Source organism: Succinimonas sp. (genome assembly GCF_045225735.1).
Taxonomy (GTDB): Bacteria; Pseudomonadota; Gammaproteobacteria; order Enterobacterales; family Succinivibrionaceae; genus Succinimonas.
This window is the reverse complement of the sequence record NZ_JBGVBR010000371.1, coordinates 17567-39781: the sequence shown is the minus strand read 5'-3', so window position 1 is coordinate 39781 and position 22215 is coordinate 17567. Positions and strand designations below refer to the sequence as shown.

Sequence of the window (22215 nt, the reverse complement as noted above, 5' to 3'; positions counted from 1 at the left end):
CTAGGCACTGCGCAAAGTCAAAATCGTTACTTTCTCCTTTCTCCCGCTTCATTGGGGCATTTAAACCACCTCCGAATAAACAAGCTGATTAATACCCCTGTACTATTCGTCAGACACTGTATTAACTTCAGCCACGAGCAAGTCCAGGACTCTCGGTGCCGCCAATCAGCGATTCTTCAGCTTTTCCAGTCTGATATTCTTCCGGGCCTCGATGCTTTCGTTGATTTCCTTAACCTCCCGGCGCAAATTTGCCGGAAGGGTGCCGGGATCGTACTCCGTGCTTTCCAGCACTCGTTTGAGTGTTCTCAGAATAAGCTCCGAAATGGTGTAGGAGCTTTTGACAGATTCCGGAACCCCGGTGGAATTAAGCTCCTGACCTGCTATTTCCAGCACGGGGATATGCCAGGCAATGCCGTTATACACATTAGCGGTTTTTACTGAAATCACATTGCTGGTATACACCGGAACGTTAATGTTATAGTCCCTTAAAATCCGCGCCATGCTGGGGAGATCCCGGTTCATCCCGGCAAAAACAATCGCTCCCAGATCCGGGTTCTGCAAATAGGTATCCATAAGCACGCTGGGGGTCTCATTCAGAGGAAATAGATAATTTACCCGGTAAATGCCCAAAAACGACTTCCCCTTGAACCGGGATTCAATATCCGTGCAAAAGAGATCGCCATAGGAATCCCGATCCGGACAGATAAAAAGAATGCTTTTAATGTCCTTGCCGGCAATATCGTTAAATACCACGTCCGTGAAATGACGGAGCTCCGGATGAAAGCCGACAAAGTTGTCATTATCCAGCGGCGGAAGACCGTTGATCTTTTCCGCTGCGGGGGAGATATAGGGGACGGACTTTTCATGGGTGATGGCTCTCCCGGAGATGAGATGCCTGGTATCAAAGGGGCCGATGCACACCGCAGTGTCAAACGGCGCGCAAACCTCCTCCAGATAGGCATAGTAGGAAACGGTGCTGCGTACCTGCCCTTCCTTTCGGAGCATTACCTTGCGGCCCATGATGCCCCCGGCGGCGTTGATCCTTTCTGCCGCCTTTTCCAAATCATTTACCGCCTGCACCGAAGTCGGGGACTCATTATTGTAGGGAACTCCGATAATAAAGTGTTCAGCAGCCTCCACCTGAGCCTTCCGGGCATCCCGGTACTCCTCCTGAAAATCACGGTTTATCAGGGTGTATTCCGAAAACGCAAAAAGAGCCCATAGCAGCACTACCAGCGAGGTGTAAACAACCGGAAGCATGTACGGTATTTTCATGAATGATCCTCCCTGTTTTTCCCCAAAGCCAGCATCCGGAAGAACTTGCTTCTCCCCATAAGCTCCCGGTAGGTTCCGGCATCCTGAATGCCGCCCCGGTCAAGAATATAAATCCTGTCGGCATTAATCACCGTGCTCATGCGGTGGGTGGTAACAATTCTGGTAATGTGCATGCGGGAAATATTGCTGAGAATGCGATCCTGAGAAATGGTATCCAGGGCCGAGGTGGCCTCATCCAGTATCAGCACCCGGGGATTGGTTACCAGAGCCCGAGCAATAAGCAGCTTCTGCATCTGACCTCCGGAAATGCGATCCCGGGAAATGGCAGTATGGATTCCCATCGGCCAGGATCTCACCTCGGCGGCAAAGGAGGCCAGCTCCAGAGCCTTCCAGGCTTCCTCTTCCCCGGCAGCGGTGCCGATCACGATATTATCCAGAATGGTGCCCGCAAAGACCGTGCTGTCCAGCATGGCAGTGCCCACCTGCCGTCTCAGGAAGTGCAGATTAAGAGCCCCCTGTCCGAGCCCGCTCCAGAAGATCTGCCCGCTTTCCAGGCCCAGCTCTCCCAGAAGAAGACGTATCAGCGTGGTTTTGCCGGAACCCGACGGCCCCACAATAGCCACAAACTGCCCCGGAGCGATATCCATGGAAACGTTCTTAAATACGTATTCCTCCTGCCCCTGATACCGAAAGGAAATATTCTTGACCTCCACATGACCGTCAAGAATCCGCACGATCTTGCCGGCCTGAGAATTACCGTCATCCTCCAAAAGCTCATTCCGGCTCTCCTGCTTCCGGGATCTCCAGCGGACGGCATGAACCGCCAGATTCACCACGGCCGTAACCAGAAAAAATCCGGCTATAAGCACCGCCAGATTTTCGGAAAGCGCGGTCTTTTCAAAAAAAGACATAATAATGAGCAGAGCCGGCAGAGACAGCACCGGAAAAATAGCCACACAATAATGGTACAAGGCGGTGCGAATGCGCATGCTGCTCTCCGCCTCCATGCCGGGAACAAAAGACTTCAAAAACTTCCGGGCTGCATTGTTTTCAGCATTGCAGGCTCTCACATGCACAATGCCCTGGGCAGTCTCCCTGATAATCCTGCGGTAGTTTTCCCGGTACTTTTGCGCCTCCCGGGCCTTCACAATAGCCAAAAACGTTACCAGACAGGCCACCGCCCCGAAAAAGCCCGCCAGAAGCAGACTGGCCATCCCCGCAGCCGGGCCTCCGATGGCAAAAAGCGGTATCAGCGCCGCCAGGATCACGCTGGAATGCAAAAAAAACGCAAAAAACGAATCATAGTTTCTGGAGGCTCCGGATAACGGACGGAGAATGCCGCGCATCAGATCTCCCCGGCTGAACCTGCGAATGCGGTCAGGATGGGAAAGAAAGAAATTATCCATTATCCGGAAGCACTGCCACTCGGTGTTTCTGACAGAAACCGCATCCAGCAGCATGCGGGGAACCATTTCAAAACCGCCCCAGACCAGAATCAGCAAGGCCAGAAACATAAAGCACCGGAAAATCTCGTCCTCTTCGCCGAAGGGCAGAATCCCGGATACGAAATAATCCGCAAAAAAGGGCGTAATGCCGTAAATTAACAGGGAGGAAATGAGAAACAAAAGAAAAATGATCCGGTAGCCGGATCTCTTTCGAAACACCATTTTCAGGGAATTGTCCGTCTCGGGCTCCCGAAACAGGAATTCGTAGGCCTCGTTCTCCACGGGAAGAACAGCGTTCTTTTTGAAAAATTCCCGGGCGCCGCCCTTCAGGGAGGAACTGAGACAGTTATGCCCCCCTGCTAATGACAGTATCATGGGAATCCGCTTCCGGCTGTCATCGGTTTGGCGGAACACCAGATACCGGTTATCCGCTCTGATAACATTTCCGGAAAGCCGGAGCCGGCGGATCCGGAAACCGTTGATTTCCGCAAAGGCCTTAAGCTTTTCTTCCAGAGACAGCACCGGAATATCAAAAACTGACCACCCGTCATGGATCTCCAGTCCGCGCCACTCGGCAATTTCCCGGACTATTCCCAGAAGCGCATTTTTACTGGGAACCGAGCCGCGGCGGGAAACAGCATTCTCCTCCGGTTCTCCCATCCCGGACTGCTCTCCCAGAAGAGCATTAATGTCATAAGCGATAAGATTCCGATTCTGCCGCCTGAGATTCCGGTCAAAGCTTTCCCGTTCTCCTACCAGGGCATATACCATTTCCGGAAGATTTTTCAGGGTGATGATGCGAGGACTTTCCGGATACTCCCGATAGAGAGCCCGGATAAGGGAGGTCTCAAATACGCTGTCCTGAACCTCTTCAGAGTACAGCAAAATGTCGAGATCGGTTTCCGCCACCACAAAAAGGCTGAATACATCGTCAAATTCACACCTTTTAAGAGTATCCCCTTCTCCCATGGATCCAATGCGAAAGGCAGCGTTCCCGATATAGTTGCAGAAAACGCTCAGGGAGCCCCGGAGGATCCTGAATCCGTTTCTGAAATACTGGCTGTCCTCGGAAAAACGGCTGCCCTCTCCGATATGAACCTTTTGATCAGCCATGGCTCCTCCCGGGATTTTCCGACATCACCATGGACTTAAAAAGCCCGTCTGCCCTGATAAGATCATCCCAGGTTCCCCGTTCCCGGACTTCTCCCCCCTCCATGACGATTATTTCATCGGCATAACGCACCGGAGTCAGACGGTGGGTAACGGTTATCAGTCCGGCATTCCGCCGGCGGGCCGCCTTGTAGATATTCTGTTCCATGACGGTATCCAGAGCTCCGGTGACCTCGTCAAGTATAAGGATCGGAGTTCTGCGATAGAAGGCCCGGGCCAGAGAAAGCCGATGCCGCTGCCCTTCCGAAAGGTAATCATCGTTGCCGGTGATGCGGCAGGCGTTTCCCACTCCCCGTTCAATAAACTCCGCATCCAGTCCTACGTCCCGGAGCGCGCGCCAGTAATCGTAAACGTTCACCAGAGGATCAAACATGGTTATATTTTCTTCCAGCGTGCCGGTAAAGATCTGGCTTTCCTGAGCGGTATACCCCACATGAGCATAGAAGGACTCCGCCGTGATTTCAGAAAGAGGATAACGGCCCAGAAGAACCTTGCCCTCAGAAGGTGCCAGGAGGCCGGCGGCGATTCTGGCCACGGTGCTTTTTCCGGAACCGCTGGCTCCCACTATGGCCACCACGCGCCCCGGCGCCGCTTTCAGAGAAAAATTCCTGATGGCAAAGCCGCCGTCCTGATAGGAGAAGGAGACATTATCCAGCACGAGCTCGGCATTAGGCCCCAGAAATGGTTCTCCGGCCCTGTCAGAACCTGCGGCAAGCGGCACAGTCAATCCCGGCACAGAACTTTTTCCGCCGGAAACCGGAGCGGCTTCAGCCGGCGGGCCTTCCCGGAAACAGCCGGGATCCCGGATCTTTTCCAAATCGGCAATGTTCATTTCCTCCGGAGACAGGGAATCAAACTTAAGATTCATGGCTATGACTTCCCGGAAGGCAATGGAAATCGCCAGCATGAGGAACGCAAACTCCGTAAGATCTCCGATGGAAATCTCTCCGGAAACCACTCTGAAGGAACCAATGCCGATAATGACCACATTGCCCAGCACCACCCCGGCCTGGGACATGCTCCGGAACAGCGAATTCCGGAGCCGAATATTTTCCAGAGACCAGGTTAACCGGAGCATTTCCTCTGACCACTGGTCAAAAAGAGCATCCTCCCGTCCCAGAAGCTTCAGATCCCGGTAGATATCCAGTCCCTGATGCACCGCATCGAAGCAATGATCTCTCCTGGCCTGATAAATCTTTTCCTGACGAATGCGGGTTTCCCAGAGAATGCGAATCAGAATGCCCTCAAGAACAATAAACACCAGAATAAAGCTGGTCATCTCCCGGTTAACCAAAAACATCACTCCGATAAGAAGAGTAAGAGCGGAAACCACGGTAACGGGAGCGGTCATTCTGACAAAGGTTTCCCTGGTCAGCCGGATATGAGCCAGAACCTTGCCCTGAATGCTGCCTGGGGTGCGGTGCCGGAAGTACATCAGGGGCTGCCGAAACAGATCCCGCAGGGACTTATAGCATTTTTTAACGGTTACCCGCCGGAGCAGATCTGCGGAAAAGCAGTTATAAACAGCCAGAACCGCCAGCTGGGCAATAATGACCACCCCGAAGGAAACTGCCGCGCCGGAGATCCAGTTGTCGCTGCCCAGAAGAACATTGTCCGCCCAGAGCTTGATAAACGAAGGAAACAGCGAGACCGTCAGAATAAAAAGAAAGAGGCTCCAGAAAATCAGGAGAAGCTCCTTGTGAAAATTTCCGAACAGACTGCGAAAACGGGCAAAATCGCCGGATTGCCTCCGGGAGAAATAACGCTGCATTTTTCCGCGCCAGCCGGCATTATCCGCCCCGCCGGAAAACTCCAGCACCACTCCGGAATAGCTCTGCTCCATCTCATCCAGGAGCACGGTGCGCTCTCCTTCCGCAGGATCGTTAAGATAAAATTTCCGGCCGTCCCGGCTCACTCCGTTGAAAACAAGATAATGCTGCTTCTGCCAGAAAAGAATCACCGGATGACGCAGGGTTCTGAGATAGGCAATATCGGCCCTGAGCCCCCGGGCTTTAAGACCGCATTCCCGGGCCACGGCCAGGAGAACGGAGGCCCTGATGCCGTCCCGCCCGGTATGACAGCGATCCCTGAGGCTGTCCAGATTTTCGGAAATGCCATACCAGCCCAGAATCATGGCCAGCGATGCGACGCCGCATTCCTGGGCCTCCATCTGGAGAATAACGGGAGTGTTAAAACAGCGCGCGCCGAACATGGAAGGCTCCTCAGCGCAATCCCAGAATACTGGCCAGCCGGGGCAGAAGGTATGCTACAGGCGGTTTGTATTCCACATTTACCGTAACCTCCCCCATCACGCCGTTTACGATTTTGTCCTGAAACTCCTGCCCGGAGGTCCAGGAATAGCCGCTGGAATTGGAACGGTCGGGAATCAGCTGAATCACGGCGCGGTACATGGCCCGGCCCTTGGAAAGCTCCCGGCCCAGAGATTCGTTGGAAAGCTCCTGCACAATCGCCTCCTGATTCACCGGGGAGCCGCTGATCTCCCGGACGACGCCCCGAATATAGCCGTATCTGGAGGGCGGGGCCTCCCGGGGCGAAAAGAAGGCACTCATGCCCACCCGGATCCTTTTAGAATTTTCCGCGCTGAACACCGCCAGAAGATAAATGCCTTCATCAGGGGAAGAGGCTACGATAGCCACCGGATCTCCCGATTTCACGTAGGTGCCCTCGTCCTGAAAAATTTCTATCACCCGGCCGGTGAGCGGGCTTCTGAGCCAGTATCTGCTGTAGTAAAGACGGATGTCGCCGGGATCTTCGCCGCTGTTATTATCATGCCGGAGGGCAAATTTCTGATAATCGGCGGAATTGTGGATAATGCCAATAACCTCATCCTGACTGATAAGAGCTCCGGTTTTGGCATTCATATTGGTAATGATGCCGTCGCCCTGGGCATAAACGGTTCTGATGCCGCCGCTGAGCAGGGTGATGCCCTCTCCTTTTACTCTTTCCGTAATGCGGGCGGAGCAGCTCCAGACCACCCCCAGAATAAAAACCAGAGTGACGAAAAAGAGAACAAAAAAAGCGGAAACAGAAGAGCTCCGCCATTTTAAAATACCCACAGAATCCCGGGAAGATGATCTCACGATTAGCTCCAGAATTTAAGCGTCAAAGACGATGCCCGTCAGAAATCCCCCTGATCCCGGAGATACTGCAGCTTTTCCGCCAGAAAAAGCTTCGCCCGGTGAATGCGCACCTTGACCAGAGATTCGGATATGCCCAGCATTTCGGCAATATCCTTTATGGGCATTTCACCGACATTATACAACGTATAGCAGGTTCTGAGATCCTTGTTCAGACTGTCCAGAGCCTTGTTGATGCAGCTTCTGAGATACTGGGTATCCTCAGGACTGTTCTCCTGATTATCCTCCACCGCCGGCACCACCGAATCCTCGTACTCTTCGACCAGCACCTCTTTGCGGTATTTTCTGAAATTATCGATCTTAATATTCTTGGCGATCCGAAACACCAGTCCCGATATGCTGTCCTCGGCTGTCAGCTTATCACGGTGCTGCCAGACTCTGATAAATGATTCCTGAACTATGTCGCAGGCCTGCTCATAAGGCGTGCCGTCGGACACAAGGTAATTGGTAAGTCTGGGAGCGATTTCCTGGTAGTACGCCTGCATCTCTTTTTCGTTAATCATTTCAAATACAGCACTCCGCAAAATACACTGCCATGGTAATTATGCACACCTTTGCCCTAAAAAAAAAGATCATTCGTCCCGTCATGCCGCTTTACCCCGTTATAATCACGGTTTCCGGGTTCTCAGACCGGAACGCCCTTTCCGGACACGCGAAGAATTTTCAGAAACAAGCCCCCCGGAATGCCACTTTGTTCGCATTTCCTTTCAAAAAACAAAGTTAAGCATCAAAGTGCAATCCGGCCGGCAAAAATCAAAACCGGCCTCGGCTATACTCTAATAGGCGCGGGTTCTCAAAATCATATGATGACACGACTGGGAGAATATTATGCTGTTAACCACTCTGGAACGTACAAAGCAGGTATCCAAGGGAAATCTTCAGTGGATAAACGACATGATCCAGGTACGCGAGACTTTGATTGTGGATTATTTTAAAATCCTGAACATCCCGGACGAGCTTGACGGAAAAACTCTTTCCCGGGAAGAGGCCGGAAAACAGCTTAACGAATTCTGCCAGGCCCTGGTGGACTATCTGACCCGCGGGCACTTTGTCATCTACCCGAAAATTCTGACCATCATGGAGCACGTTTCCAACCGCCGGCTGACCATTGCCAGAAGACTGGTGCCCCGCATCGAGGACAACACGGAACAACTGCTGCAGTTCAACGATATGTATTCTGAGGGACTTAACGACCAAAACGTCCCCCTGATCCGGCAGGCCCTCACCCGCATCGGAGAACTGATGGAGGTTCGGTTCAAGCATGAGGATCGCATGGTGGTGGCTCTCCAGATCATGGACAATACCATGTCCGAGGCGGCCGCGTCCCCCGAGATCCGGGAAAAGAGGCAGTTCTCCCGGGTAGCCTACAAATCCCCGGGCATGCTGACCCTGAAAAACGGCCGGCAGCATGAAATCACCGTCAAGGATATCTCCATCAAAAGCGCCCTTATTGAGGTTCACGATGCCGCCCAGGTGAAGAAGGGAGACGAGGGCACGCTGGACATTGCCATCAGCCCGGAGATCACCATTACCTTCGATGTCAGGGTGGCCCGGGTGGACGGTTCCTCCGTGGGGGTGGTGTGCACCAGCATCGACATTGACAGCATGACCGAGCTCCGGCGCATTGTGGAGTTCAACTGCAACGGCAGCGAGGATCTCCTGCAAAGGGATCTGGAGCATCTTTTCAGCTAACGTTAAACTGGCATTCATCTGCATAAAGTCCCGGCTTCCGACTCTCCGGAATGCGGGGACAGAGCTGTTCCTCCAAAGCTCCCCACTCCCCCTCAGATCAGACTCATTACCTCTGACAGGCTGGATACCGGATAAACCGTCATGCCCGGAATTTTCTTCCGGGGCGCATTGTCCTTGGGCACGATAGCCTGTTTAAAGCCATGCTTGTAGGCCTCGGTTAGCCTGTCTGCGCCATTCTGCACCGGCCGGATTTCCCCCGAAAGTCCGATTTCCCCGAAGATCACCATATCCCGCGGCAGCGCCCGGGAGTTGTAGCTGGACAAGAGAGCCGCCACCAGCGGGAGATCCGAGCTGGTCTCCTCCACCTTAACGCCGCCCACCACGTTAACAAACACATCCTGATCTCCCATGGACACGCCGCCATGCCGGTGCAGCACCGCCAGGAGCATGGCCAGACGGTTGGCCTCGGTGCCAATGGTGAGCCGGCGGGGATTGCCGTACTGGGTGCTGTCCACCAGGGCCTGGAGCTCCACCAGGAGAGGCCGGGAGCCCTCCCAGATCACCATGACGGCGGATCCCGGACTTACGACCTCCGTCCGATTAAGAAAAATGGCCGAAGGGTTGTCTATTTCCCGGAGGCCCTTGTCCACCATGGCAAAAACCCCGATCTCGTTCACGGCTCCGAAACGGTTTTTCTGGCAGCGCAGGGTGCGGAAGCGGGAATCCCGATCCCCCTCCAGGAGCAGGGAGCAGTCTACGCAGTGTTCCAGTATCTTGGGACCTGCCAGGGATCCTTCCTTGGTGACATGCCCGATCATAAAGACGGAGATATTTTTCCTTTTAGCAAACTGCGTCAGAGCGGCGGCGCTCTCCCGCACCTGAGAAACACTGCCGGGAGCGGAGGAAATGCCATCCATGTACATCACCTGAATGGAATCGATAATGAGAACCTGCGGCTCTTCCTTCTCGCACAGAAAGATTATCCTGTCCACCCCGGTTTCCGTGGCAATGCGCACCTTGGCGGTATTAAGCCCCAGTCGCCCTGCTCGCAAAGCCACCTGCTGCAACGATTCCTCTCCGGTAACGTAAAGCACCTTCACGTTCGCAGCCAGAAAGCTCACCATCTGAAGGAGCAGGGTGGATTTTCCGGCTCCCGGGTTGCCTCCGATAAGCACCACAGACCCGGGCACAATGCCGCCGCCCAGCACACGATCCAGTTCCCCGAAGCCGGAATGAATCCTCGGGATCTGCGTCAGGGGCACCGACCCCAGATCCACCGCTCCGGATTCCTGAGCCCCGGCAAATCCTGAAAATCTGCCGCCGCGAGATGCTGAGCCCTGAGCGGCTTTAACCTGCAGCGGACGATTTCCCGCAGGGGCCAAAGTCTCTTCTATGGTGTTCCACTCGCCGCATTCCGGACAGCGGCCCTGCCATTTGGGAAACTCGGCTCCGCAGGCCGAACAAACATAAACAGACGAACTTTTTGCCATAACGGCCCTCAGTTTTTTATTGCGGCCCGCCTGTATCAGGTACCGGCCCGGCCGCTTTTTCATAAGCAGGTTATTTCCGGAATCACGCCCTTTCGCTAATCATGCTTCCGGGGCATGAGATCGATCACCGCGATTTCCCCCCGGGGCGTCCCCAGACGACAGAAGAATCCGCCCCAGAGAAAGGTGCCGCTGGAGACAATCAGCCGGCTGTCTCCCTTGGCATAATACCCGGCCACATAACCACCGTTCAGAAGCTTGATAACCCGATCCAGCCCGGCAATATGCCCGCCGTGAGTATGTCCGGCCAGAGTGAGAGCCACACCCATGGGAGCCACCCGGTTAAATTCCGCCGGGCGATGACTCATAAGAACCACCGGCATTTCCGGCGGAATTCCCCGAAGAGCTTTTTCCGGGTTCGGCCCCTCATAATTCTTATCCTGCACCCGGAGAGCCTGACGGTCGCTGATGCCCGCCACATAAAGCGCGGTCTTTCCGTCTATAACTATGGGAACATGCTCGTTTTCCAGAATCGTAATGCCCAGATCCCGCCAGACCGGATCCCATTCATCGGGGTAAGAATAGTATTCATGATTGCCATGCACGGCGTAAATGCCGTAGTTGGCCTTCAGGTTTTTAAAATATACGGTCTCCTCCCGGGACTTTTCCGGACGGCCGTCAATCATGTCGCCGGTAATCAGTATGAGATCCGGCTCTGTCTGATTCACCATTTCCATGGCCTTTCGGGCCTGTTCCGGACCCACGCTGGTGCCAAAATGAGTATCCGAAATATGAGCGATTCTGACAAATCCCCGGGAGGTTTGCGGATATCTGTCATCAAACAGAGTGTACTTATGAATTTCCGGCAAAGCTCCGGCATTCATGCGGCCGACCATAGCCAGAACTGCCGCTGCCAGCGTAATTGCCAGATACTGCCAGCGAAAGCTCAGCATCCTGTCAGCCTGTTCCCGGTGCAGGAGCTTCCAGATGAACCGGCCCGCATGAATCCAGAGAGCCAGAAACAGGGAGATAATCACCGTTATATTCAGGGTGCTCATCCAGGTTACCACTTCATAGGAGGCTTCCGGGGCCACTATGTTAGATCCTCCGGACAGATTGGAAATCAGATCCTTGAAGGAACCGCAAAAATAAACAAAAAGAAGCAGGAACGCCCATTTCCGCCTGAGACCGAGAGGCTTTACCAGCAGAAACCAGCTAAGGATCAGGAGGCACAGCGGATAGACAATAAAAAACATGATGAGCATCGATAATCACCAGGAAATGACAGGCAGAAAGATCAGGGGGGCAGTATAGCAAAAATCATTGCTCCGGCAAAAAAAAATCCCGCCGGGAGAAGATTGTCTCGCCTGCGGGACTGTCATTAGCTAAAACGGCCGCTAATAGCTCCGGGTACAGGTAATGGAACCGCCCTGTATCTGCATGATATAGCCGTTACCGGTAAACTGTATCATATTGGTTCCGGAGGTGCCCACGATCTGCTGATTCGGGGACTGCTGCACCATGTAATTAAACTGAGTGCCATTAAGAGTATAGCTGCCCACCTCGATAAGCGTCTTAGGCATATTTCCCTGAGACATATATACCCGGTAAACATTCCCGGCAAATTCATGGTAGAGCTGCATCTGCGGATTATTGGGAATCTGACATGCAAAGGTGCCGTTAAGTCCCTGCTGCTGCGGTGCCGGGCCGTTAACCGGAACCTGAGGCGCCGGCATGCCGCCTCCGGCCACCCGCTGGAAGGGCATATTCTGACCGTTGATATTAATATAAAGCATATTGCCGTTAAGGGAGAACATAAGCTGATTGGCTCCGGTGGCGCAGTTCCGATCACCGCACATAATCAGGGTATTCCCCTGAATGCCGTAGAAAAAGTTCATCGTCTGCCCGTTGGCAATAAGAGTGCCGCTGCCGTCCGGGTTAAAGATAAACTCCATGGACTGTCCGCCAGCATAAGCGCCCCACTTGCCCAGAATGCTGTTCTGAGGCATGGGCGGGGGAACCGGCTGCGTTACCGGAGGCTGGGGCTGCGGCTGCGGATTTGACGGAATGTATATGCCGGTTCCGGTATCTACCGCGGTGCCGCCGGTCTGGCCCCCCGGGCCGGGAGCCTGAGTTCCCGGAGTCTGGGCTCCGGTACCGGGAGCGGGGAAAAACGGAGGAAAATCATCAGCCGGAGAAGCTGCCGAAAGCATCAGCAGCGCGGCCGGTACAAGCTTAATTAATCTATGCATATGCAAAATTCCCAAAAAAACGCAAATTCCGTCTGTAAAAAAATCCGGCCCGGCTCAGCCGCCAAAGCCCGGCTGTCCCTGCTGAGGCAGCGGCCCCTGGTACTTGACTAGGTTGTAGGCCACATTGTTTATGGTAATGGTAAGGACATTATTCTGTATTACGCAGGGAATGGTGTACTGCTGTCCCTGCATATCGGTAATAAAGAGAGCGTTATTCTGAATCACATAGGTAAAGCCCATAATCTGACCGGCATAGCCCAGAGATCCGATAGACTGTTCTCCCAGCATCAGCACCATGGGGATATTGGGATTCTGAGAGATCCAGAAGCCGTACATGGATGAATTGATCCCCGAAAGCATCCTGCCAATGTCTGAAGCCCCCCGGTTTTCCAGTTTTTTAAGGGGGGAAGCTCCCGCATTAAGACCTCCGGCAATGCCCCGTTCCAGACTGTTAATGCCCCGGCCGGCCTCAATGCCGGAATAACCGGAGGAACCTGAGGGCTGAGCCATGCTCATAATGACATCATTAACGCCGGCAAAGGCGGTCAGTGTTAAAAAAGAGGCTGCAAAAGCCAGCGAACGCAGTATGTATCTTTTCATAAAAAAATCTCAAATGCCAAACAAATCAGAAAGCAAATCCCCCTTGCCGATGAAGCGGTGCGGATAACATCCTCCATGCTTCTTCATCGATGCGGGTCGTTTAATTAACCTTCCTGGCGCAGTGAAGTTCGGTGTCCGTTGTCCGCATTAAAAAGCCATCGGAGGTCACTGCAAGGTAGTTAACGCCGGTCTGTCCCACCATTGTCGCCACCGGATGCTGCAGCACGGTGTAAATAAGCTGCTCTCCCTCAATCCGGTAGCTTCCGTATTCCATAAAGGTGTCCCTGAGCTTGGTTCCGGGCACGGTAACGTAAACCGCGTAATTGGCCGGAGTGAAATCATAAACAAATGAAGTGCGGGGCATAGAAGGAGAGGAGCACTGATATTTTCCGGAAAGCTGCAATGCCGGTGTCTGGGGCTGCGGAGCAGGCTGAGGAACCGGCTGCGGAATCTGCTGCGCGTTCGGCTGCTGGCCAGGCTGCTGCTTCATCCGGTAGAAGGTTGCCACATTCCCTTCTGCCTTTAGCTGGAGAATATCCTGTCCCGCGGCAAACTCAAAGCTGACGGAAGAGGTGCCGTCATTAATGGTGATGACATTCCCGGAAAGGACATAGCTAAAATTGCCCTGGGAACCGTTTATCTGCATGAACCCCGTGCCATCGGGAGCAAAATAAAAAATCAGCGCGGCACCGTTCGTGGCTGTTCCCTGCCAGTAGCCCTGCAAGGCTGCCTGAGCAGCGGGATTTACCGGGGCCGGAGCCTGCTGATTTCCGGGAGCCGGTGTCCCGAACGGATTAAACGGGGGAAGGGTATCGGCGCTGACGCCCTGGCACAGGACGAACAGCGCAGTTCCGGCTAGATAGCCTGTAAGTCTGTTGTTTTTCATCAGGAATTTCCCAAGTCCCGGCGATCCGGGAATTATTTTTCAATAAATAAAAAGTTATTTAATATTAAAACATCATCTTAAACATATCCGCAAATGCCTACGGTTTAAATCACATTGCTTCAAATCATTTGCGGCAAATTGCGAGTCCCCGGAAAGGCAGCAGCATTTTCAGCAATTTTAGGAGATTATGCCGTTGTTTTTTGTGATCTGCTCCGTTTTTTGCACGTTAATAATTTGATATATTTTGCAATAATTAATAATTAACATTTCCCCGCTTTAATATTTAAAATTTCGTTATAATTTCAAGGGTTCACCGGAAAAGGCCGCTTACCCGATTCCCGCTCAGGGAATCCCGGTAATTTTAAGCTCTGCTGCCGGCGCTGTCCCCCTTTTCTTCCTGAATATGTGAGGCATCATGTCTAAAATTCGCAGTTTTATCAAAGGCTCCCCCGCGCTGTGCCTTTCCCTGCTCTGTCTCGGCTTTACCATAACCGCCTGCGACAGCGGCTCCCCCGCAGGAGATGATGCGACAGCCTCTCGGAGTCCTGCCGCCCTCCGGGAACAGGCGCTCCCGGAGGGGTACCGTCTGGATCCCTTTGCCCCTCGCCGTCATTCTCGCTCTGACTCTCATGCCTCCCCTTACTCCGGATCTCCGGAAAATCCGCTTCCCGGAAAAAGCGCCCTGTCAGACCTGCCTCCCGCAAATCCGGCTGCGGCAGTATCCCCTGTTCTCTCCCGCGCGCCGGAATATTCCCGAGGCCCTGAAGCCGCCCCGGGTCAGGATCAGCAGCATGATAAAAAGGCCTGGACAATCATGGTGTATATGTCCGGCGACAACAATCTGGAAGCCATTGCCCACATGGATATGCTGGAAATGGAAAAGGCCCTGCCGGAAGATGCGGAGATCATTGTGCTTATGGATCGCAGTCCGGAGTTTTTTGACGGCTTCGGCAATGAAAAAGGCGCCCGGATCTACAGAATACGCCGCTCTGCCGCCTCTTATGACATGGGAAAGTTTTATGATTCCTTTAATATGAGCCTGCTCCCGCCCCGGCTAAGCTCGGAAGTAATAAAGGATCTGGGCAGCATCAACATGTCGGATCCCCGGAACCTCGAAAGCTTTATCAGATTTGCCGCCGAGAACTACCCCGCCGAAAAATATGCCCTTATCGGCTGGGATCACGGCAACGGCTGGTACGGCCTTTTGAGTGACGATGAAAACGGGGACTACATGACGGTTCATGAATATACGGAAGCCGCCGCCCGGGCCGCTCAGGTTCTCCCGAAAAAGAAATTTGACCTCGTGATGTACGACATGTGCCTTATGGGCCAGCTGGATGTTCTTTATGAAACCCGTAAAATCACTGATTTCATGGTGGCCAGCGCTCCGTCCATTCCGTCCTACGCCTCTGACTATATTGCCATTCTGCCGCTCTTCACCCGGGAGATGCCGGTGGAAGCTCTGGGAAAAGAAATCGTCAGAAGAAACATTGCCTTCTTTAACAGGCACAATGCCGTAAGCGATCTCGCTTCCTTCAGCTTCTATGATCTCAGACACATGGACGACGTTACCGAAAGTCTCGGGGATCTCGTCTCCGCTCTCCGCCGGGAGCTCCCCGCTAACGCCGTCTCTCTCATGCGGAACACCGTTGACGCCCTCCATTATGAAAGCTCCGGCTTCGATGAAGCCGAACAGGGACTGGAAAGCCCGTCGGCGGTGGATATTTTTGACTGGCTGGACATTCTGGAAAAAAGCCATAGCTCGCTTCGGGAAGAAATCACCGAACTCCGGGAAGCTCTTAACAGCCTCGTCATTCATACGGAAAACACCCGGGGCTATGATTATGCCCATGGACTTTCCGTCTATCTCCCTCTGACCAAAAGAAACATGGCCGCCCGGGACAATGTAATTCCCGCAGTCTGGGGGCCAAAACGCGAAAGAAACTACCCCGCCACCGAATTTGCCATAAAGTCCGGCCTTAAGGACTACCTCGCGGATCTCTATGCCCGGCAGCAGGACATGAAAATAGCAGCGCCTCAAATATCCCCTCCGGAAATCGGCAGAATCAAGTCCTCTCCCGGCAAAAAGGAGCTCGTTCCCGAAAAGGTCATCACCCCGCTGAGCCAGTACTCCATGGGCTTCGATGTCACCGGGGAGCAGATTCTCTGGCTCAGGTTTTTGCAGCTGGTTTCCGATCCGGCTCAGCCTGACCGGAAATATATAAGCTTCGAGCAGAACATTCTGGATCTTAAGAACCATACTCCGGAAAGCATCAACGATCCCCGGAAATACCTGCCGAAATTCCGGGACGGCGCCACCTCCTTCATAAGAGAGATTCCGGGACAGGCCTATGAGCTTAACGACGGCGTGAACTCGGTAAAGGTCACCGTGGATCACACCAGTCTTAATCAGGATGAAATCAGAATATACGGACTCTACCGGGATCAGTGCACCGGGGGAGAAATCCCGGTTATGGTAATATTTGACAGCAACCGGAAGGTCTACGCCCAAATCGCAGACAGCAAGGGGAGCAGGCTCACCCCATGCTCCCCGGATGCCGTATTTAAACCGTATTTAAGCTACCTTGACGCTGCCGGTAAAATGCAGCCTGAGGTATCCGGTTCCGTGAAGCTGGGCATGACCAAGCTGATTCTCGCCAATCTTCCCGATAATGTCCGGGTGAGCTACGTGCTGACCTCGGCAAACATCTCGGGAGCCCTGGGCCAGGCCCAGACCTCCGGCGATCATGTTATCAGAAACAATCCTGAACAGATCCGGCTTATGAATAACGCCAAGGCCGGACTTCAGGAGATCTTTGACAGCTATGCGGTGGGATATTTTGCTTCAAATATGGAAAGCGATCTGGATCTCCTGCCCACCAGAGGGATTCTGAGCTTCCGGAAGGACGGCATCAAAGCCAAGGGATTTTCCTGGCCCTCATGGAACACATCCGCCGGCGATCAGGGCGTTATGTTCGTAACAGGCAATCTGAACGCCCCGCTGGCTCCGGCCCTGCTGGAAACCTATGATGCCAGCGGCCGCACGGACAATGTCTTCCGGAATGCCTCGTCCTTTCAGCTCTTTATGGATCGCGATGACAGCGGCCGGAAAATTTTCTACCTTATCGCCCAGGGCACCGGAGACCGCTTTGCTCTCTTCCCGCTCCGGGACATTAATGAGGACAGTCTCCAAGGAGCCTGGATCGCCGAAAACCAGTTCTGGTCCTTTGACAGCGGCCGGATTACCTTCAAATACAGCGGTACCCGGATTCCTGCCAACGTCGGCGTCCATAAGGGAACCTATGCTCTCAAAAATAACGAGCTAACGGTTTCGGGACTTCCGGAAGACAAGTACTACATTATCGTGGATCGGCTCCATGAAAAGCTTTATATCATGTCAGCGGGCAAGGTGCACTCTATTCTGGATCGGGCCGTATCAGACGGCAGCATGACGCTCCGGGAATTCCGGGAGCAGGTTCCGGGCCGCTGGCAGTACCGGAATGCCGCCGGCAAGGTAACAGCGCTTGAAATCACCCCCGCCGGCCGGCAGGGACTCCTCCGCTTCCGCTTTACGGAGGACGGCAGAACCGCAGAGGCTGTGGGATCTCCGGAATCCGCAAGAATCCTGCTAAGCTATGACAACGGAGCCCGGATTAAGGCCGGCTTCAAATACGAAAAGGGAGCCTCCGGCGAAAGCCTGACTCTCAGCTTTGAAAACGGCGGCTCCTACGTATTTACCCGTAATCAGCCCGGCGAGCAGCTCTGAAGGCTCGGGAAATACGGCAAACAGCACAGAAAAAGAGGTATCCATGCATATTAACATTTTCTCCGGAATGATTTCTTTCCCGAAGCGTCTTTCCGGCATTCTCCTCTTGTCCGGCTTTATTTTTACAGCATTCTGGAGTCCGGCGGAGGCTCTGGCGGACTCCCCCTCCGGAAAACAAACTCCGGAAAGGGAATGGACGCTGATGGTCTACATTGCCGGAGACAACAATCTGGAAGATGCGGTGGTTTTGGATCTTCTGGAAATGGAGCAGGGCAAGAATGACGATACCGAGATTCTGGTTTTTATCGACCGCAGCAAGGGTTATTACCAGGACTGGCAGAACTGGCACGGGGCCCGGCTCTACCGGGTCAGGAATAATCCCGCTCTGGACATGACGGCTTATTATGAAAACAAAGTCCCCCTGCCCGCAGTTTCTTCGGAAATGCTGCAGGATCTGGGAGAACTGGATTCCGGAAATCCCAAGGTGGCGGAGGAGTTCCTCAAATATGCCGCCGTCAACTTCCCGGCAAAAAGATATGCCTTTATTGCCTGGGATCACGGGGGCGGCTGGCCGTTCCTGCTGCAGGACGAGGGTTCCGGCAGCTTCATGTCTTCAGGATCCTTTGCGGAAGCCCTCCGCCGGGGAATTAGGACACTCCCCTCCGGGAAGCTGGATCTCCTCATAATGGACATGTGTCTTATGGGACAGCTGGACGCTCTGTACAATTTCCGGGATATTGCGGCATACACCGTGGCCAGCGCCCAGATCGTGCCGGGACTGGGAATGGATTATGCCGGCTTTCTGAAACACTTCCGGCCCGGCGTCTCCACCAGAAAAACCGGCGAGGGCATTGTGAACGCCAGCATCGAGTTCTATAACCGCTATCCTAAGGAAGCCACGTTTTCCCTCTACGACATGTCCAAAACAGAGCCCCTCGCCGCGGAGATGAAAAACCTGACCGCAGAGCTTAAAAGGGACAGCTCCCGGGATACCTACCGGCAGACCCGCAGCATCACTGACAGCTTTCATTACGGCCAGAAGAAAATCTACAACGACTTTGAGGATCAGAAAAACGCCATGTCATCCATCGATCTTGATGACTGGCTGAATCATCTTCTCATTGCAAACCCCGCCTACCGGGACCGCATCGCGGCCATCAAGGCCAAAATACGGGATTTTATGGTTTACACTAAAAACAGCGACACCTATAAGTTTACCAAGGGCCTCGCGCTGTACGCCCCCATATCCCGCGGCTCTGTTTTTCCAAACTATGACAAAAACCCCTTTTCGGAAAAATCCGGCTTCCGGGAATATTTTACGGAGCTCTATAAAAATCAGGAGCTTCACGGCCGCAAAGATCCCTTTTTCTCGGACATTGAAATCGGCATTCCCGAAATCCGGCCGGGCGCGGATCCCGCTGATCCGGCCAGTTTTGACCTCCGTCCCATTAACAGCATAACTCCCCTGACTCAGACCGCTCTCCGGTTTGCAGTGAACGGAGAAAACATTCTCTGGACTACTTTGGCAGAAGCGGTGCAGTATCAGGATCGGCCGGATCGCACCTACATCAATCATCAGCAGCTTCTGGTGGATCTTGCCAAGCAGGATCGTCTGGACGCCAGTCTGATCCAGAACAATCTCAGCGATATTCTCCCGGATTATGCCGATGGCAAAACCGTGTTCCTCCGGGAATTCACCGGCCAGATATATCAGGTAACCAACGGCACGGACATTTACGACATCACGGTGGATCACACCAACACCGAATTCGATACCATTACAGCCTCCGGCTGGTACTTTAATCCGCCTCTGGGACAGGAGGTGCGGGTTTATGCGTTATTCGACACCAAAACCCTGCTGTTAAGCGGTCTCTATCACTATGACCTCGGAAAGGAAATCATCGTGCGGCCGGGAGGATATTTCCGTCCGGAGGTCCGGTATCTGACAGAAAGCAACGGACAGATGGTTACCGGCATGGAGACGAAGCCCCGCATCAGCTTTAACAGCAATGACGAGCTCTTTCTCGCCCTTTCCAACATTCCCGACGGCGCCAGAATTGCCTATGGCCTCAATACCGAAACCATGGGCGGAAAGTCCGCCGCCAGGGACACTGACTTCCTGCCGGTAACTAACAGCCCCGGACAGCAGGAGCTCATTGCCGCCACCGGCAGGAATCTTGCCGCGCTTCGGGGGCGTTACACCATCGGCTATTACGCCAGGACGGCGCGGGACGGCCTCAATCTTTTGCCCACCTTTGACACCATTTCATTTGATTTCGATGCCTCTCAAAGACCCCGGCAGATCTCCTGGGCCACCCGGGACAAAAAGGGCATCGGTCTTCTCAATTATCTCCTGAAGCCTCAGGGACTGACGCCGCCGGAGCTCATCCTTTACCGGGAGCCGGATACGAGACGCAAACTGGAAACTCTGGCCTCCTATGAGGTATTTATCGATTCCCAGGGGCAGGATCGGGTTATCTACCTTATTGAACTGGGGGCCGGCACCCGCATCGCCCTCTATCCTCTGGACGGCATCACCGCAAAAGACTTTGAGGGCACGTGGCGGGGAGATACCCAGACCTGGATCTTCAAGGACAATAAGGTAACCATGATCTATAACGGAGAACATGGGAAAAAAGGCACCTATACCGGAACCTATGCCATTCGTGACAACTTTATCCGCCTGGACTGGAATCATCCGTTTAAGGATTTTGCCTTCATTATTGACAAAAATCAGGACCGCATCCTTCTGAAGCCCCATGAAAAACTGCTTTTCGGGGGCGAAAAAATTATCCCGGGCACGAAGGAAACCGCCTCCGAGCTGGGTAAAAGGCTCTCCGGCACCTGGGAGATGACCGGAAGCGGCTTCAATACCGGTCTCGAGATCTCAGGGATTCCGGGCCGGAAATACCTGAGACTCCGGTTTTCCGGAAACGGTGCCGTGTCCGAGGCGGTGGGCGCCATTACGGGATCAAAACTTCTTCTGACCTTCTCCGACGGCCGGAAAATGGATCCGGAATACTCCCTTGACGGAGCCGAGCTTCTCCTGAAGCTTTCAGCCGATCAGGAATACCGCTTTACCCGTTCTGCCGGAAAGTAGCCGGCTGTTTTCCCGGGGATCCCCGGGAAAATCCGGGAGTTTTGCGGCTCCGGGAAAGCCGCCGCCGGCTGCGCCCCCTGTTAAAAGATCCCCGGAAGATCAGCAAAATAATAAAAACTGTGATAAAATCGGCACAATTTTAAAATTGTTTTTTTATCTGACTTAGAAAGGAATTCAAGGGCCATTTGCAGAACGTCCGGCATGGATATTAAGCTCAGGAAAATCGCCGTTTGTCAGAAAAAGTTCCGGCCCTGTTTCCGCGCTGCCCTTTTGAGAAACCCAAGATGCTAAAAGATACCATTATTGCCAAACTGGATACTATTGCCGAACGCTACGAGGAGGTGCAGGGCCTCCTTTCCCAGCCGGAGGTGGTGGGGGATCAGGAAAAATTCCGTACTCTCAGCAAGGAATACGCCGATCTGGAAAGCATGGTCAAGGTATTCCGGGAATATCAGACCGCCGTTCAGGATGCCCGGGCCATTCAGGAAATGCTAGAAAGCCCTGATGAAGAAATGCGGCTCATGGCAGAGGAGGAAGCGCCCCTGAATGCCGAAAAGATCGCTCAGACTGAAAAGAACATTCAGATCATGCTGCTTCCCCGGGATCCCAAGGATGACAGCAATGCCTTCCTGGAAATCCGGGCTGGCACCGGCGGCGATGAAGCCGCTCTCTTTGCCGGAGATCTCTTCCGGCTCTATTCCAAATATGCCGAGAAAAAGGGCTGGTCTGTTGAGATTATGAGCGAATCCCCGGGAGAAATGGGGGGCTACAAGGAAATGATCTGCAAGGTCAGCGGCGAAGGGGTTTACGGCATTATGAAATTCGAATCCGGCGGCCATCGGGTGCAACGGGTACCGGTAACGGAAACCCAGGGCCGGGTGCACACTTCCGCTTGCACCGTCATGGTATTCCCGGAGGTGCCGGAATCCGAGGCTCCCAAAATCGATCCCAAGGATATTCGCATTGATACCTTCCGTTCCTCCGGCGCCGGCGGGCAGCACATCAACAAAACCGACTCCGCCATCAGAATTACCCACTTCCCCTCCGGCATTGTCGTGGAATGTCAGGATGAACGCTCCCAGCATCGGAACAAGGAAAAGGCCTTTGCCGTGCTGGCAGCCCGGCTGGCCAGACTGGAGGAAGAAAAGAGAGCTCAGGAAAAGTCCGAGGAACGGCAGAGCATTCTGAGCTCGGGAGATCGTTCGGATCGCATCCGCACCTACAACTACCCCCAGGGCCGGGTCAGCGACCACCGCATCAATCTGACCCTTTACCGTCTTGACGAAATCATGAACGGGGATTTGGACGCTCTGGTACTGCCGGTTATTGAGGAGCATCAGGCAGCGCAGCTGGCTGAACTGGCCCGGGCCGGCTAAGACGAGCC

At 53.7% G+C, this 22215-nt stretch carries 14 protein-coding genes; 4 read left to right on the top strand and 10 right to left on the bottom strand.

What is annotated here, in order from left to right; all coding sequences use genetic code 11:
* Window positions 1–165 precede the first annotated feature (165 nt).
* From ACJROR_RS13000 to ACJROR_RS12980, 5 genes are all read right to left on the bottom strand, one after another.
* A complete protein-coding gene (locus ACJROR_RS13000; protein WP_406547444.1) occupies window positions 166–1275 on the bottom strand; it encodes a hypothetical protein in 1110 nt (369 codons plus the stop codon).
* Complete coding sequence (locus tag ACJROR_RS12995; RefSeq protein ID WP_406547442.1) at window positions 1272–3833, bottom strand: ATP-binding cassette domain-containing protein; 2562 nt, start codon at window positions 3831–3833, stop codon at window positions 1272–1274. The genes ACJROR_RS13000 and ACJROR_RS12995 overlap by 4 nt, the downstream gene beginning before the upstream one ends.
* The gene (locus ACJROR_RS12990) at window positions 3826–6102 is read right to left on the bottom strand and encodes a peptidase domain-containing ABC transporter (RefSeq protein ID WP_406547440.1); all 2277 of its coding nucleotides are present in this window, start codon (window positions 6100–6102) and stop codon (window positions 3826–3828) included. The genes ACJROR_RS12995 and ACJROR_RS12990 overlap by 8 nt, the downstream gene beginning before the upstream one ends.
* A gap of 10 nt (window positions 6103–6112) precedes the next feature.
* On the bottom strand, window positions 6113–6967 hold the full coding sequence (locus ACJROR_RS12985) for a hypothetical protein (RefSeq protein WP_406547439.1): 855 nt from the start codon (window positions 6965–6967) through the stop codon (window positions 6113–6115).
* Between the two features lie 62 nt (window positions 6968–7029).
* Window positions 7030–7551 (bottom strand): RNA polymerase sigma factor, encoded by a 522-nt coding sequence (locus ACJROR_RS12980; protein WP_406040399.1) that lies wholly within the window; start codon window positions 7549–7551, stop codon window positions 7030–7032.
* 325 nt (window positions 7552–7876) lie between these two features.
* Here ACJROR_RS12980 and ACJROR_RS12975 point away from each other — a divergent pair, with 325 nt between their 5' ends.
* Window positions 7877–8740, top strand: coding sequence for an Rsd/AlgQ family anti-sigma factor (locus ACJROR_RS12975; protein WP_406547438.1), 864 nt, complete (start codon window positions 7877–7879; stop codon window positions 8738–8740).
* Window positions 8741–8832: 92 nt separating this feature from the next.
* Here ACJROR_RS12975 and radA read toward each other — a convergent pair whose 3' ends face one another.
* From radA to ACJROR_RS12950, 5 genes are all read right to left on the bottom strand, one after another.
* Complete coding sequence (gene radA / locus ACJROR_RS12970) at window positions 8833–10230, bottom strand: DNA repair protein RadA (RefSeq protein ID WP_406547436.1); 1398 nt, start codon at window positions 10228–10230, stop codon at window positions 8833–8835.
* Between the two features lie 95 nt (window positions 10231–10325).
* Window positions 10326–11492, bottom strand: coding sequence for a metallophosphoesterase (locus ACJROR_RS12965; protein ID WP_406042118.1), 1167 nt, complete (start codon window positions 11490–11492; stop codon window positions 10326–10328).
* 132 nt (window positions 11493–11624) lie between these two features.
* Window positions 11625–12479, bottom strand: coding sequence for a DUF5640 domain-containing protein (locus ACJROR_RS12960; protein WP_406547434.1), 855 nt, complete (start codon window positions 12477–12479; stop codon window positions 11625–11627).
* A gap of 54 nt (window positions 12480–12533) precedes the next feature.
* Window positions 12534–13079 (bottom strand): hypothetical protein, encoded by a 546-nt coding sequence (locus tag ACJROR_RS12955; protein ID WP_406043718.1) that lies wholly within the window; start codon window positions 13077–13079, stop codon window positions 12534–12536.
* 100 nt (window positions 13080–13179) lie between these two features.
* Window positions 13180–13965, bottom strand: a complete 786-nt coding sequence (locus tag ACJROR_RS12950; RefSeq protein WP_406547433.1) for a hypothetical protein — start codon at window positions 13963–13965, stop codon at window positions 13180–13182.
* Between the two features lie 415 nt (window positions 13966–14380).
* On the opposite strand from ACJROR_RS12950, the gene ACJROR_RS12945 reads away from it, so the two are divergent.
* The 3 genes from ACJROR_RS12945 (at window position 14381) to prfA (ending at window position 22207) form a co-directional block, all read left to right on the top strand.
* Window positions 14381–17731, top strand: a complete 3351-nt coding sequence (locus tag ACJROR_RS12945; protein WP_406547431.1) for a clostripain-related cysteine peptidase — start codon at window positions 14381–14383, stop codon at window positions 17729–17731.
* 43 nt (window positions 17732–17774) lie between these two features.
* Entirely contained in the window at window positions 17775–20831 is a 3057-nt protein-coding gene (locus tag ACJROR_RS12940; protein WP_406547430.1) for a clostripain-related cysteine peptidase, read from the top strand.
* Between the two features lie 284 nt (window positions 20832–21115).
* Window positions 21116–22207, top strand: coding sequence for a peptide chain release factor 1 (prfA, locus tag ACJROR_RS12935; RefSeq protein WP_406547428.1), 1092 nt, complete (start codon window positions 21116–21118; stop codon window positions 22205–22207).
* Window positions 22208–22215 lie beyond the last annotated feature (8 nt).

Coding starts and splice junctions, on each gene's coding strand:
- ACJROR_RS13000 (WP_406547444.1), bottom strand. CDS start 1,275: ATGAAAATACCGTACATGCTTCCGGTTGTTTACACCTCGCTGGTAGTG.
- ACJROR_RS12995 (WP_406547442.1), bottom strand. CDS start 3,833: ATGGCTGATCAAAAGGTTCATATCGGAGAGGGCAGCCGTTTTTCCGAG.
- ACJROR_RS12990 (WP_406547440.1), bottom strand. CDS start 6,102: ATGTTCGGCGCGCGCTGTTTTAACACTCCCGTTATTCTCCAGATGGAG.
- ACJROR_RS12980 (WP_406040399.1), bottom strand. CDS start 7,551: ATGATTAACGAAAAAGAGATGCAGGCGTACTACCAGGAAATCGCTCCC.
- ACJROR_RS12975 (WP_406547438.1), top strand. CDS start 7,877: ATGCTGTTAACCACTCTGGAACGTACAAAGCAGGTATCCAAGGGAAAT.
- radA (WP_406547436.1), bottom strand. CDS start 10,230: ATGGCAAAAAGTTCGTCTGTTTATGTTTGTTCGGCCTGCGGAGCCGAG.
- ACJROR_RS12965 (WP_406042118.1), bottom strand. CDS start 11,492: ATGCTCATCATGTTTTTTATTGTCTATCCGCTGTGCCTCCTGATCCTT.
- ACJROR_RS12960 (WP_406547434.1), bottom strand. CDS start 12,479: ATGCATAGATTAATTAAGCTTGTACCGGCCGCGCTGCTGATGCTTTCG.
- ACJROR_RS12955 (WP_406043718.1), bottom strand. CDS start 13,079: ATGAAAAGATACATACTGCGTTCGCTGGCTTTTGCAGCCTCTTTTTTA.
- ACJROR_RS12950 (WP_406547433.1), bottom strand. CDS start 13,965: ATGAAAAACAACAGACTTACAGGCTATCTAGCCGGAACTGCGCTGTTC.
- ACJROR_RS12945 (WP_406547431.1), top strand. CDS start 14,381: ATGTCTAAAATTCGCAGTTTTATCAAAGGCTCCCCCGCGCTGTGCCTT.
- ACJROR_RS12940 (WP_406547430.1), top strand. CDS start 17,775: ATGCATATTAACATTTTCTCCGGAATGATTTCTTTCCCGAAGCGTCTT.
- prfA (WP_406547428.1), top strand. CDS start 21,116: ATGCTAAAAGATACCATTATTGCCAAACTGGATACTATTGCCGAACGC.